The sequence below is a fragment of the Amycolatopsis sp. NPDC033938 genome, assembly GCF_055575975.1.
In genome coordinates this window covers 454692-468054 of the sequence record NZ_JBVIRO010000002.1, presented here as the reverse complement: position 1 = coordinate 468054, position 13363 = coordinate 454692, and the positions used below count along the sequence as shown (strand labels likewise).

Genomic DNA, 13363 nt, shown 5'->3' with positions numbered 1-13363 from the left:
GTCGGCTACGGGGAGTGACTGATGAGGACACCACAGCAAGAGTTCGGCCACGAACTCAAGATGCTTTACCTCGCCGCTGGCAAGCCCAGCTACAAGAGCCTCTACGAGGCCACCAGGATCTCAAGCAGCAGTATCGGCGAGCTGATGAACGGGCAGTTCGTCGACGCTCCGGACTTGGACAATGTCATGCTCATCGTCAACGCGTGCGTGGACAAAGCGCCGCGCGACGCCAAAGGAGAACCGCCTGCCGCGGTGAAGTCGCGCAGCGACGCGGCTTGGTGGCGCGCCAGGCATGGCGAACTCGTGATCGCCGTCGAGGCCGAGGAAACGGAGCTTCGTGTGAGGGCGGCCGCCCAGGTGGACGGGCATCTGGCCAGGGTGCGCGCACGTCCCGGGACATCGGAACCTTATGCCGCCCAATCGGTGGTGACCTGGCGCACCGGTCAGTCCACCGACCGTTCGCCGCGGCCCGCGGACGCCGTCTTCACCTCCGGGCCCGTCACGGTTGTGCTCGGTGACGCGGGCGGCGGTAAAACACTGCTTCTCCAACGGCATCAGCGCACGGTCTGCCGCCAATGGGACGACGGCGACCAGACCACCGAGCTCCCGGTCCTCATTCCGGCCACGGCGATAGGCACGGCATCGCTCGACGACCTGTTCCACGCCGCCACCCCGAAATCCAGGACCCGTTGGCTGGTTCTGCTCGACGGCCTCGACGAGATCACCAACTCGGCCACACGCGAGGAGGCCCTGCAGGTCACGCTCCAGTGGGCCGCTGACCACCAGAAAACTCACCGGCTCCTCATCACCACACGGCAGTTGTCCGAACCGGAGCTGAAGCACCTGGACGCTGCGAAGGCGGTCTACTTCCAGCTGCAGAGGCTGAAAACCGACGACCTCCGGAAGCTGGCCGCGGCCTGGCTCGACGAACGTCATGTCGACTCGCTCCTCGACGCGATCGACGAAGCGGAGATCACCGAGCTGGTCAAGCTGCCCATGATCGCCACCATCGTCTGCCGGCTCCACAAGGACGATCCCGACCGGCCACTGGGCAGCACCCGCGGAGAGATCTACGACGACTTCATCACGCAGCTCATGGCGCCCACGTCCACTGGCCAGACGCGGCCGGAACATCACGCGGGCACGCAGGACAACTCCAGGGCATTGGCCCGGATCAGCCCCGAGGGCGCAAAACGCATCGCCGCCCTGGGCACGATGGCACCCGCCGAACTCCGCGTGTTCCTGGCCGAGGTCGCCGCGACACGGCGGACAAGCCGCGACACTCCCACACCGTCGGTCATGAATGTCCTGCTCGGGTTGAAGCGCACCGAACAACCCAGCGGGGTACCGGACACGCTGTGGAAAGAAAGCCTCACGGCCTGCCTCCGCCGCAGCGGGGTATTCCGGCAGCAGGGCACCGAACTGGAATTCGAGCACATCACCTATGAGGAATTCCTGGCCGCTTGCCACATCAGCAGACCACCAGAACGTGGTCACGAGGAACTCGAGCGCATCCTCACCGGCCAGCGCTACCGATCCGGAGGCCGGAAGATGTGGACAATCCCCGCCAACAAGACCATGTCCTACCTCGGTTTCCTGATCGACCGCCTCCGTGACAACGCCGAGCCGGAACTCCTCAAGCTGACCGCGACCAAGAATCCCAGTGGCTGCTGGCTTCTCGCCGCGCTGAAGCGGCTCGGCACCTATCTCCCCGTCGATGTCGAGCTACAGGCGGTCGACAAACTCACACAACACACCAAGATCGGGCGTGCAGCCCGGTTCGCCGCCGCGATCGACCTCGAGAAGGTGAACGAGGTGGACCCCGAGTCCGTGGCGCTCGCCGAAGCAATCTCCGCCTTCGCGATCGAAGATTCCCGGGTGGCGTCCGCCGAAGGACTGCTCGCCTTCGCCCACAGGCGCACCGATGGCCTGGCCACCCTGTGGAGACTGATCCGCTCACCACAGCTGGTCAGCAACAAAGGCCAGGTCGCGGCGGCGAAGGCGATCATCGACGCCGGCGACGATCGCGATTTGGACCAGCTTGAAGACATCGCGCGCGATACACGGCAAACCGACTACCTCCGCCTCAGCATCCTCTGGCATCTCGCCCACGCGCGCCGTCAACCGTGCCTGGACCTCCTGACCGCCTGGAGCGCCGACAGCCGCGCCGACGCTACGACGCGGGTCATCGCGGCCTGGGCCGCCGCGCACCACAACGACCCCACAGGGACAGAACATCTCCTGCGTTTCGCACGCGACCCCGGACTGAGCAGCGACACGCGAGGAGAGGCCGTCTACCGCTTGATGGACCTACGCCACCCGGAGGCAACGACGGTCTGCGACGAGCTCCTGCAGGACCCGCACATGACACGCCGCGACCGCAAAGCCCTCCTCCGACTGGCAGCAGCAATGACGTCAATCCAGAGCTGACCCAACCGCGGCGTCGCCGACCCACACGCCGATCTGCCGAACCGCAGTCCGAATCCGCGAAGACGAACTCCTCGCTGCCGTCGGACGGTTCTTCGGCCCTGACCGTACGTCCATTCTGGAAGCCGACCTGGCCACTGTGGACGACACCGCAGCTCGGGCACGTGCGGAAGACCGAGATCAAGTACCCGCGATAGCGGAAGCAGGAGAAAGGATCACAGACGCCATGTCGGCTACCGAAACAGCAAGAAGCGCCGATCAGAATGATCGGCGCTTCTTGTGTGGTAGCTGTACGTACCCCCGATGGGATTCGAACCCACGCTACCGGCGTGAGAGGCCGGCGTCCTAGGCCGCTAGACGACGGGGGCTAGGAATTTTCCTCCTGCGAGAGGAGATTTTCAGTTGTTGACTTGCCGTGTTGCTGCGGAGAAACTTACCAGACCGGGTTTCCCGCCTTCGCAGGGGGGGTCACTCTGTGTTTCACTCCGGAGAGTTCTCCAGCTGGGGTACCAGGACTCGAACCTAGACTAACTGGACCAGAACCAGTCGTGCTGCCAATTACACCATACCCCAGTGAGGTACCGTTCCGGCCTTGACCGGCTCGGTGCCGCACGAGAAAGAATACTAGAGCACACTGTTCCGCACCGTGAAAGCGGGGGTCTCCGTAGCGCGCTGGGCCGGGACACCGAGCTTCGCGAACTCGGAAACGAGCAGCTCAGGGAGCTCGTCGAGGCCGGAGATGGTGTGCACCCCCGCCGGGGCGCGCTCGGCGATACCGTCCCGGTCGAGCCAGACGGCCCCCAGTCCGGCGTCGCGGGCGCCGATGGCGTCGGTGTCGAGCTTGTCCCCGACGTGGACCGCTTGTGCCGGGTCACAGCCGAGGCTGAGGCAGACCGAGTGGAACATCACCGGATCCGGTTTGGCTACGCCGAGTTCACCGGCGATGGCGACGTGGTCGAAGAACCGGGCGAGGCCGAGATCGGCGATCTTCTTGCGCTGGTGTACCCCCGACGCGTTGGTGACGGCCGCGACAAGGACACCGGCGGCGCGTAACCATTCCAGACAGGGAAGGACATCATCGAACAATTGCCATGAACGCGTGAGAATTTCACGTCGGCGTCTTTCAAAGCCGGTGACCTGGTCTTCGTCGGCCAGAATGCCGATCTCCGCGAGGAAGCATTCAGTACGCTTGTGATGCATGGTCGCGTAATCGATTTCGCCCGCGACCACCAGCGCGACATGCTCTTCGGTGATGAGATCCCACAGTGGCCACAGGTCGTTCTGGCCGGTGAGCGCGCGCAAGCTGAGCCGGATCGCCGCCGTGCAGTCGATCAAAGTGTCGTCGATGTCGAGACACACCAACCGCAACTCCGGGGGCTCCCAAGGGGCTCCGTCCGGAACGGCAGGCGTGGTTCGTGACGGGGTCCGGGGCACGAGAGCGAAATCCACCAAGTGAGGCTAGGGCACCCAGCGCGATCGCGACTCTGCCGATGAGGTGATTAAGGCTGCTCTGTTCCGGCGCGGGCACTCTACTCCCAGTTGGTGAGATGTCGTGTTTTAGTTACCGGACAACGCCGAACGACGACGACCGAGTGAAAGATCACTGTTCGGCACATTCCCGTCCCGCGAGTTCGCGCACGCCCTGTAACGGACACGAAAGCCTTACAGGACTTGAAACCCGGACCGTCCACAAGGGCACCTCCGGCCGCGTTCCTTTTCGACTGTCCTTCCGGGACCGATCCCACCCGACTCAAGTCCTCTTTGGACAGTTAATCCGGCCGCTCACGGGGCACCGCCGCACCATGCCCCGATCGGCGGCTCCGTCCGAATGGCGCTTGACGCACCGGCCGGACAGGTGCATGCTGAGCTTATTCAACAGGTGATGAATAAGGGATTCGAAGGGGTGGGACGGATGAACGAACGCACGAACTGCGTGGTCGTCGGCGGTGGCCCCGCCGGTATGGTCGCCGGGTTGCTGCTGGCCAGGGCGGGCGTCGAGGTCACGGTGCTGGAGAAGCACAAGGACTTCCTGAGGGACTTCCGCGGCGACACCGTGCACCCGTCGACGTTGACCTTGCTGGACGAGCTGGGGCTCGGCGAGAAGTTCCTCAGCCTGCCGCACAGTGAGCTCACCTACGCCGGCTTCCCCGCTGAAGACGGCACGATGATGCGGCTGGCCGACCTGACCCGGCTGAAGGTGGCGCACCCCTACATCGCGATGGTCCCGCAGTGGGACTTCCTGAACCTGCTCGCCGACGCCGGCGCGAAGGAGGCCACGTTCACCCTGCGGCAGAGCACCGAGATGACCGGGCTGATCCTGGAACAGGGCAGGGTGGCCGGGGTCCGCTACCGCGACGCCGAAGGAAAGACCGGCGAACTGCGCGCCGACCTGGTGATCGCCGCCGACGGCCGCTGGTCACTGGCCCGGCGGGAGGCCGGGCTGATGCCGAAGGAGTACGGCACCCCGTTCGACGTGTGGTGGTTCCGGATCTCGCGGCGGGAGGGCGAAGGGGAAGGCATGCTGACCCCGAAGATGCGGAACCGCCGGTTCGCGGTGCCGCTGCCGAGGAAGGGCTACTTCCAGGTCGCCTACCTGGGCCCCAAGGGCGAGGACCTGCGGACCAAGGGCATCGAATGGTTCCGGGACAACGTGGCCGACGTCTGCCCAGAGTTCGCCGATCGCGTGGACGAGCTGAAGACGACCGACGACATCAAGTTCCTCGACGTCAAGCTGAACCTGCTGCGGAAATGGCACCTCGACGGGCTGCTGTGCATCGGTGACGCGGCGCACGCGATGTCGCCGATCGGCGGGGTCGGCATCAACCTCGCGGTACAGGACGCGGTCGCGGCCGCCACCCTGCTCGCCGAACCGCTGCGGCGGGGCAGGCCGTCCGCGGCGGACCTGGCGAAGGTCCGCAAGCGCCGTCTCGCGCCGACGATGCTGGTGCAGGGGCTGCAACGGCTGTTGCACAAGAACATCATGCAGCCGGTCATGGCGGGCAGGCGCGACGGCCCGCCCGCCGTGATGGTGAAGCTCTTCAGCCGCTTCCCCGCGCTGTCCTATTTCCCCGCGCGGCTGCTGGGCCTCGGTCTCCGGCCCGAGCACGCCCCGGCCTTCGCGCGGCGGACGATGGAGCCGGCCGGGAGCTAACCTCCGGATGTTATGAACGGGACTTTCATTGCAAATTTTGCAATGAAAGTCCCGTTCATAACACGCGTCAGACGGCCTGGACCGGATTCGTCAGGGTGCCGATGCCCTCGATGGTGATCGACACCGACTGCCCGTCCTCGATCGGGCCGACGCCCTCGGGAGTCCCGGTCAGGATGACGTCGCCGGGCAGCAGGGTCATCACCCCGGACACGAATTCGACCAGTTCGGGGATCTTGTGCACCAGGTCCGACGTCCGGCCGTCCTGTTTGAGGACACCGTCCACCTCGGACCTGAGCGCGAGGTCGGCCGCGTCGATCGAGGTCTCGATCCACGGGCCGAGCGGGCAGAAGGTGTCGAAACCCTTCGCCCGGCCCCACTGGCCGTCGGCCTTCTGCAGGTCACGCGCGCTGACGTCGTTCGCCACGGTGTAGCCGAGGATCACACTCGCCGCGCGGGCGGCGGGCACGTTCTTCACCGGCTGGCCGATGACGATCGCCAGTTCACCCTCGAAATCGACGCGGCCGATGCCGTCGGGACGACGGATGGGGGCGTTCGGGCCGATCACCGTGGTCGACGGCTTGATGAACAGCATCGGGTCCGCCGGGACCTCGTTGCCGAACTCGGCGGCGTGTTTGGCGTAGTTGCGGCCGACCGCGATCACCTTCGACGGGAGGATCGGCGCGAGCAGCCGGACATCGGCGAGCGGCCAGCGCTTGCCGGTGAAGTTGGGGTTGCCGAAGGGGTGCTCGGCGATTTCCAGTACCTGGGCGTCGTCGCCGTCCCCTTCGATCGAAGCGAACGCGACACCACCGGGATGAGCAATTCGGGCTAGGCGCACTCCCCCACTCTACGACCTGTGCGCGGGTGCCTCACTGAGGGACTTGTGCACGAGCGCGTCGCACAGCGCGAGCCAGCTCGCTTCGACGATGTTGCCGTGCACGCCGACCGTGGTCCATTCCCGTTCACCGTCGCTGGTCTCGACGAGCACACGCGTGACGGCGTCCGTGCCGGGATGGCCTGGCAGGATCCGCACCTTGTAGTCGGCCAGCTCGACACTGTCCAACCAGGACAGATGCGGGCTGAGCGCCTCACGCAGGGCGGCGTCGAGCGCGTGCACGGGGCCGTTGCCTTCGGCCGTGGCGATCACGCGCTGCCCGGCGACGTGCACCTTGACCGTGGCCTCGGAGACGACCTCGCCGTCGGAACGGTGGTCCAGTACGACCCGGTAGGACTCGAGTTCGAACGGCGGTTCGTCGAGGACGTCGTTCTGCGGGCCGTCGACCTCCCGCCGCAGCAACAGTTCCAGTGAAGCGTCCGCGGCTTCGAAGGACCAACCCTCGGATTCGAGTTGCTTCACCTTGCGTACGGCGCTCGTCAGCGCTTCGGGCTGGCCGGCAAGGTCGACCCCGAGCTCACGTCCCTTGAGCTCCAGGCTGGCCCTGCCGGCCATCTCGGTGACCAGTACCCGCATGTCATTGCCGACAGAAGCTGGATCGATGTGGTTGTACAGCAACGGATCCACCTTGATCGCGCTCGCGTGCAGTCCCGCCTTGTGGGCGAAGGCCGACGCCCCTACGTAAGCCTGGTGGGTGTAGGGGGCGAGGTTCGCGATTTCGGCAAGCGCATGGGAGACCCGGGTGAGCTCGGCGGCGCCTCCGGTCGGGAGCACCTCCATTCCGAGCTTGGTCACCAGATTTCCCGTCACGGCGAACAGATCGGCGTTACCCGCCCGTTCACCGTAACCATTGGCGGTGCACTGGACGTGCGTCACGCCGGCCTGCACGGCGGCGACGGAGTTCGCCACCGCGCAGGAAGTGTCGTCCTGGCAATGGATTCCGAGCCGGAATCCGGTCCTTTCCTTGACCTCGCGGACGGTTTCCGCGAGGCCGAGCGGCAACTGGCCGCCGTTGGTGTCGCACAGCACGGCGACATCGGCGCCGGCGTTCATCCCCGCGTCGAGCACCTTCAACGCGGTGTCCGGGGAGAACGCGTAGCCGTCGAAAAAGTGTTCCGCGTCAAGGAAGACGCGGCGTCCTTCGCCGACGAGGAACGCGACGGTGTCCCGCACCATCTCGCAGGCTTCGTCGACGTCGACCCGCAGCGCGCGCTCGATGTGGCGAAGGTCCGATTTGGCCACCAGCGTGATCACCGGCGCCTGGGAGTCGAGCAGGGCGCGAACCTGCGTGTCCTGCTCCGCTTTGGCGCCCGCCTTCCGGGTCGCGCCGAAGGCCACGAGCGCGGCGTGGCGGAGTTTCAGTTCGCCGGAAGCGGCGCGGGCGAAGAATTCCGTGTCCTTGGGCAACGCGCCCGGCCATCCTCCTTCGATGAACCCGACCCCGAGATCGTCGAGCAGCCTCGCCACCGCCAGTTTGTCCGTGACGGAGTAGGAGATCCCCTCGCGCTGCGCGCCGTCGCGCAACGTCGTGTCGTAGAGGTGGAATGCGTCGCCGAGCGGGGTGTCGGCGGGCTCCGTGCGAGTCACGGGGAACTCCTCGTGGTGGTGGCGAAGCTGGTTCAGGCAACGCTGTGTTTTTGACAACAAAAAAACCTCCCGCATGGGTGCGAGAGGTTGCGCGCCGGGGGCTCTTGTGGAGCGGTTATCCGGCGCGCTCGGCGATAATGATGGTGCAGGAGGTCACGAACGCATCATGGCACACGCCCCGCCGGGCGTCCACAAGCCGGGCTGGTATTCCCACGTGCTGGGAGCGCCGGGCGGGAGCTGAAGGACGCTTTCCCCTCATCACATGCGACGAAGGGGCCCTTCACCGCGTCGCATGCGGTGAAGGGCCCCTTCAGCCCCTTCAGACCTTCAGACCGAAGTCGAGCGGTCGTTACTGCGTGACCGTGCGCACGTTCGACGAAACGAGGGCGGCCAGCCGGTCCCCGATCGCGTGCGTCGCACCGGGCGACGCCTGGTCACGGGTCGCGAGGTCGAAGGCGACCGAGGCCTCGATCCGCCGCGCCGCTTCCTTCTGTCCCAAGTGGTCCAGCAGCAACGCGACCGAAAGCACCGCGGCGGTCGGGTCGGCGAGACCCTGGCCCGCGATGTCCGGGGCACTGCCGTGCACCGGCTCGAACATGCTCGGGTTCCGCCGCGTGATGTCGAGGTTCCCGCTCGCCGCGAGCCCGATGCCACCGGTCACCGCCGCCGCGAGGTCGGTGATGATGTCGCCGAACAGGTTGTCCGTCACCACGACGTCGAAGCGGGACGGGTCGGTCACCAGGTGGATGGTGGCGGCGTCCACATGGGAGTAGGCGACAGTCACCTCCGGGTGCTCCAACGAGACCTCTTCGACGATCCGCGACCACAGCGAACCCGCGTACTCCAGCACGTTCGTCTTGTGCAGGAGCGTCAGGTGCTTACGAGGCCGGGCCTCAGCCCGGTTGAACGCGTCGGTCACCACGCGCCGGACGCCGAACGCCGTGTTGACGCTGACCTCCGTCGCGATCTCGTGCTCGGTGTCCTTGCGCAGCAAGCCACCGTTGCCCGCGTACGGGCCTTCGGTGCCTTCACGCACGACGACCATGTCGATCTCGCCCGAGTCGGCGAGCGGGCCGCGCACACCCGGGTACAACCGCGCGGGGCGGAGGTTCACATGGTGGTCGAGCTCGAACCGGAGCCGCAGCAGCAGCCCACGCTCCAGAATGCCGCTCGGCACCGTCGGGTCGCCCACCGCGCCCAGCAGGATCGCGTCGTGCTGCCGGAGTTCACCGAGTACGGACTCCGGGAGCAGCTCGCCGGTGGAGTGCCACCGGGCGGCGCCGAGGTCGTAGTTCGTGATCTCCGCCGCCGGTACGACCTCACCGAGCACCTTGAGCGCCTCGGAGACCACTTCGGGCCCGATCCCGTCTCCTGGGATCACCGCGAGCCGCATCCACACACCTCCGTAGACCAGGCCACCGGCAGTCCGGATGGCCCATCCGCAAGAAAACGCCAGCAGCGGAAGGTTACCGGCTGTAGCCCGGTAGCCGTAGCCGCACCACCCTTATGCCGGAACCTCCCACAGAGCGAGACAGCCGAAAGGGTGAAAACAAGAAGGGACGCCCTGGCGAAAAGCCTGCCGCCAGGGCGTCCCTCACCTCATCGAACGCGGATTACCGCACCGTGGATCAGCCGACCCCGATCGGCTGACGTCCGGTGTGCCTGCCGCCGTTGCCCGGCCGGTCGACACCCGCGTTGCCGCCACCGGCGTTCGCCTGGATCTTCACCACGTTCGCCCGGTTGCCCGAGGCGTTGTGGTGCTCGATCGCCAGCAGGCCCAGGACGGTGTCCTGCGCGGCCGCGTTGCGGTTGACCACCAGCGCCGTGCCCGGCTTCGCGACGTAGCCCAGCGCGGAGTCGCCGCCGCCCTGGACCGTGTACGAGGGAGCCAAGGCGTCGAACGAAAGCGGCGTGCCGACGTAGTCGATCGTCGACGAGCCCGCACCCGGCGCCGCGTAGAACCCGGAGGTCCCGACCGTGTAGCTGATCTTGTGCGACGCGGCGTTCGGGTCGATGCCCAGTGCCGCGATGCTCACCGGCAGCACGACGGCGTTGGTGTCGTACACGTTGGTGTCGACGTCGCCGAGCTGACCGTTGACCGGCTGGATGTCCACCTGCGGGAAGCCCGGCTTCAGCGCCACGGTGACCGCCACGAGGACGTCGGTGGACGTCACCTTGGTCACGTAGGTTTCGAAGTCCGGCTGCCCGTCGCCCGTGGTGTCGATGTCCACGAACGGCGAGGTGTTGCTGCCCATGTTGGCCAGATCGCTCCAGGTGGTGAGACCGAAGGCCAGCAACGCGTTCTCCGGCTGCCCCTGCGCCTTGGCCAGCGGAGCCGTGGACGCCGCGCCGACGTAGCGCAGGTCGCCGCCCTTGGCGGTCTGGTTCAGCGTGCAGTCGGTGGTGATGTCGCCGTCGCACTCGGGCAGCTGCGGGGATTCCGCCTGCAGTTCGAGCACGCTGATCAGCGAGCGGTACCGCTGCGGGCCGGTGCCCTGGTCCACGCCCTTGCCGGTCAGGTTCAGCACGGCCTGGTTCTGGCCGGCGCCGAAGTTGACGTTGCCCGGGGTGTTGATCGACGAGACGGGCTTCGGCGCGGAGTACACCGAGAGGCGCAGCGGAACGGTAGTGCCGCTCTTCGGGGTGAACGCGATCCGGCCGGAGGCGTCCGCCACGAACTGCCGGGCGAGGCCGACCTGCGTCGCCGCCATGGTCGGGTCCATGACCTTGCGCAGCGCCTTGGGGTCGGCGATCTTCAGGGTCACCTTCACCAGCGCGACACCGCGCGGGCTCAGCTTCACGGTCGGCTTGTCCACTGTGTACTCGACACCGGGGAGCGAGTTCACGGCTTCGTAGCCCACCGAATACTCGACCGGCTTGATGCCCTTGTTGACCACCTTGACCGTCTTGGTCAGGGTGACCGGACCGCCCGCTTCGACGACACCGAAGTTGACCGTGACGAAGCCGGGGTTGTCGACGACGTAGGCCAGGACCTGGTTGTCCAGCGCGGCCTTCGCGTCGATCCGGCCGCTGCCGACGCGCTGCGGTCCGTAGGTGCGGCCGGAGGCGTCGTGGATGTCGTGACCGGCGGTGTTGATGACCGAGGCCTTGACCTCCTCGACCGACCAGTCGGGGTGAGCCTGACGGATCAGGGCGGTGATACCCGAGGTGTGCGGAGCCGCCATCGACGTCCCGGAGATGACCAGGCGTCCGGCACCGCTGCCCGCCAGCGCCGACGAGATCGAGTCACCGGGCGCCGAGACGTCCGGCTTGACCGCCGGACCACGCCCGCCACGCGAGGTGAACGAGCTCGGGGTGTCCACAATGGACTGATCGGTGGTCGGCACGGACACGCGGCCCTTGCCGGTCATGCGGATCTGCAGCGTGCCGGCGGCCAGCGCCGGACGGACCGAGGCGGTCGCGCTGCCGGTGAACTGGAACGTCGGCAGGGCCGCGTTGCCCGCGATCCCGGCCGAGAAGTGCTCCAGCGTGGACGAGAAGAGCGCGCCCTTGGCACCGGCGGCCTGCGCGTTGTTCGAGCGGGCGCCCGAACCGCACGCGCGGGTCGCGTCGTTGTCGTCCCATTCGAGGAACACGATCTTGCCCGCGGCCTTCGCCTTGTCGGCGTCGGAGTACGGCTTGCAGCCCGCGGCGTTGTCGGCCGAGATGGCGACCACCGGCGCGGTGACGTCGAGCGTTTCGTAGGCCGCGTAGTTCTGGCTGAACTGCCCGGTCTTCGCACCCTTGACACCGTCGGGAGCGACGGCTTCGACGGCGTCGCGCAGGACGGACGCGTCACGGCTGCTGGCGACGGTCAGCGCCTCGGGCGTGTTGCCCGGCGCGCCGCCGACGTCGTTGAGGTCGCCGCCGTTGCCCGCGGAGAACACCGGGACGACGTTGTTCGCGGCGATCTTGCGCACGAACAGCGAGTCCGGGTCGTCCGGGGTGGCGAAGTCGCCGCCGAGCGACAGGTTGACCACGTCGAGGTGGTCGGTGAAGTCGCCGTCGCCGTCCGGGTCGAGCGACCAGTCGAGCGCCTGCGAGGTGACGTTGGTCGAGCCCTCGCAGCCGAAGACCTTGATCGCGTACAGCAGGGCCTTGGGCGCGGTGCCCGGGCCGATCTGCATCGCTTCGATCTTCTTCTTGGTGAGCTTCTTGTAGTCGCCCGTGAAGGTCTTGCCCGCTTCGTCCACACCGAATCCGGCGACCGTGCCCGCGACGTGCGTGCCGTGGTGGCCGCAGGCGAGCGGGTTGGGGTCGGGCTTCGGGGTCTTGTGGGCCGGGTCGGCGCTGCCCGAGTCGTAGGTGTCACCGACCAGGTCGACACCGCCGACGACCTTGCCGGTCGGGAAGGCCGGGGTGGCCTGGTCGCGGTTGATCGCCTTGTACGCCTCGACCGTGCCCGGGCCGCCGAAGTCGGCGTGGGTGTAGTCGATGCCGTCGTCGATCACGCCGACGCGGATGCCGTCGCCGTAGCGGCCGGTCTGCTGCCACGACGCGAGCGTGTTGGTCAGCTGGACCGCGCTGGAGTTGGTGCGGGTCTTCGGCACCACCTTCTTGACCGAGATGACGTCCGGCCGCTTCGCCAGCTCGCGGATCTTCGCCGCGTCGGCCGTGACGACCGCGCCCGCGACCGCGTTCGAGGTCTGGGTGACCAGCTGGGTCCCGGCGTCGGCGGCCTTGAGCTGACCGACGACCGAGTTCACCGTGGCGGCGGCGTCGGCCTTGGCGGCCTTCGCGGCCTGCTTGGCCTTCTCCTTGCCTGCGCCCTTGTTCTGCTCGGCGTTGAAGGCGTCGACGGCCGGCTGCTTGGCCAGCTCGACAAAGGCGGTGATCTGCCCCTGCGCGGCCTTGAGCTTCGGTTCGACCTTCCCCTGGAAGCCATTACGGTCGATCTTCGCCGGCGTGACGCCGTCCGCGAGCGGGACATCCTGTGCGGCTGCCGTCGCCCCGGTCACGGACGTCGCGAGCAGTGCGGCGAAGACCGCGGCCGATGAGCGGATGGCCCACCGGGGTACGCGGGATCTGTTCATGAGTACGTGCCCTCACTCGAGGCCTTGACTTCGAACCTGCCTGCCGCTCGAACACACCCCCGACGGTGAGCCCCGGCGCCGCGCCGTGCCCTTCACGACGCGATGGTTCGGCCTCGCCGCAAGAACCTATCCGGGGACCAGCCCGACTTCAGTAGGCATTTTTCACCGTTATTGAATCTTGCTCTGCATTTCGCGAACCCCGCACACACAACGACCGCAGTTAGTCGACTAATCGCGGGAATGCGCGTGAAGGCCCCCTTCCCTCGGCTG

7 protein-coding genes and 2 tRNA genes are annotated in these 13363 nt (G+C 67.1%); 2 read left to right on the top strand and 7 right to left on the bottom strand.

What is annotated here, in order from left to right; all coding sequences use genetic code 11:
• Nucleotides 1-21: 21 nt before the first annotated feature.
• Complete coding sequence (locus tag ACZ5ZX_RS08965; RefSeq protein WP_465501430.1) at nt 22-2430, top strand: NACHT domain-containing protein; 2409 nt, start codon at nt 22-24, stop codon at nt 2428-2430.
• Between the two features lie 292 nt (nt 2431-2722).
• Here ACZ5ZX_RS08965 and ACZ5ZX_RS08960 read toward each other — a convergent pair.
• From ACZ5ZX_RS08960 to ACZ5ZX_RS08950, 3 genes are all read right to left on the bottom strand, one after another.
• A tRNA-Glu gene (locus tag ACZ5ZX_RS08960) sits at nt 2723-2795 on the bottom strand.
• Between the two features lie 133 nt (nt 2796-2928).
• A tRNA-Gln gene (locus tag ACZ5ZX_RS08955) sits at nt 2929-3000 on the bottom strand.
• Between the two features lie 51 nt (nt 3001-3051).
• The gene (locus tag ACZ5ZX_RS08950; protein WP_465501636.1) at nt 3052-3786 is read right to left on the bottom strand and encodes an HAD family hydrolase; all 735 of its coding nucleotides are present in this window, start codon (nt 3784-3786) and stop codon (nt 3052-3054) included.
• Nucleotides 3787-4339: 553 nt separating this feature from the next.
• Here ACZ5ZX_RS08950 and ACZ5ZX_RS08945 point away from each other — a divergent pair.
• A complete protein-coding gene (locus ACZ5ZX_RS08945; protein WP_465501429.1) occupies nt 4340-5578 on the top strand; it encodes an FAD-dependent oxidoreductase in 1239 nt (412 codons plus the stop codon).
• 67 nt (nt 5579-5645) lie between these two features.
• Here ACZ5ZX_RS08945 and ACZ5ZX_RS08940 read toward each other — a convergent pair whose 3' ends face one another.
• From ACZ5ZX_RS08940 to ACZ5ZX_RS08925, 4 genes are all read right to left on the bottom strand, one after another.
• Entirely contained in the window at nt 5646-6416 is a 771-nt protein-coding gene (locus ACZ5ZX_RS08940; RefSeq protein ID WP_465501428.1) for a fumarylacetoacetate hydrolase family protein, read from the bottom strand.
• 9 nt (nt 6417-6425) lie between these two features.
• A complete protein-coding gene (gene cimA, locus ACZ5ZX_RS08935; RefSeq protein WP_465501427.1) occupies nt 6426-8060 on the bottom strand; it encodes a citramalate synthase in 1635 nt (544 codons plus the stop codon).
• A 349-nt stretch (nt 8061-8409) separates the two neighbouring features.
• Entirely contained in the window at nt 8410-9453 is a 1044-nt protein-coding gene (locus ACZ5ZX_RS08930) for a 3-isopropylmalate dehydrogenase (protein WP_037304890.1), read from the bottom strand.
• A 235-nt stretch (nt 9454-9688) separates the two neighbouring features.
• Nucleotides 9689-13093, bottom strand: a complete 3405-nt coding sequence (locus ACZ5ZX_RS08925) for a S8 family serine peptidase (protein ID WP_465501426.1) — start codon at nt 13091-13093, stop codon at nt 9689-9691.
• Nucleotides 13094-13363: the final 270 nt, after the last annotated feature.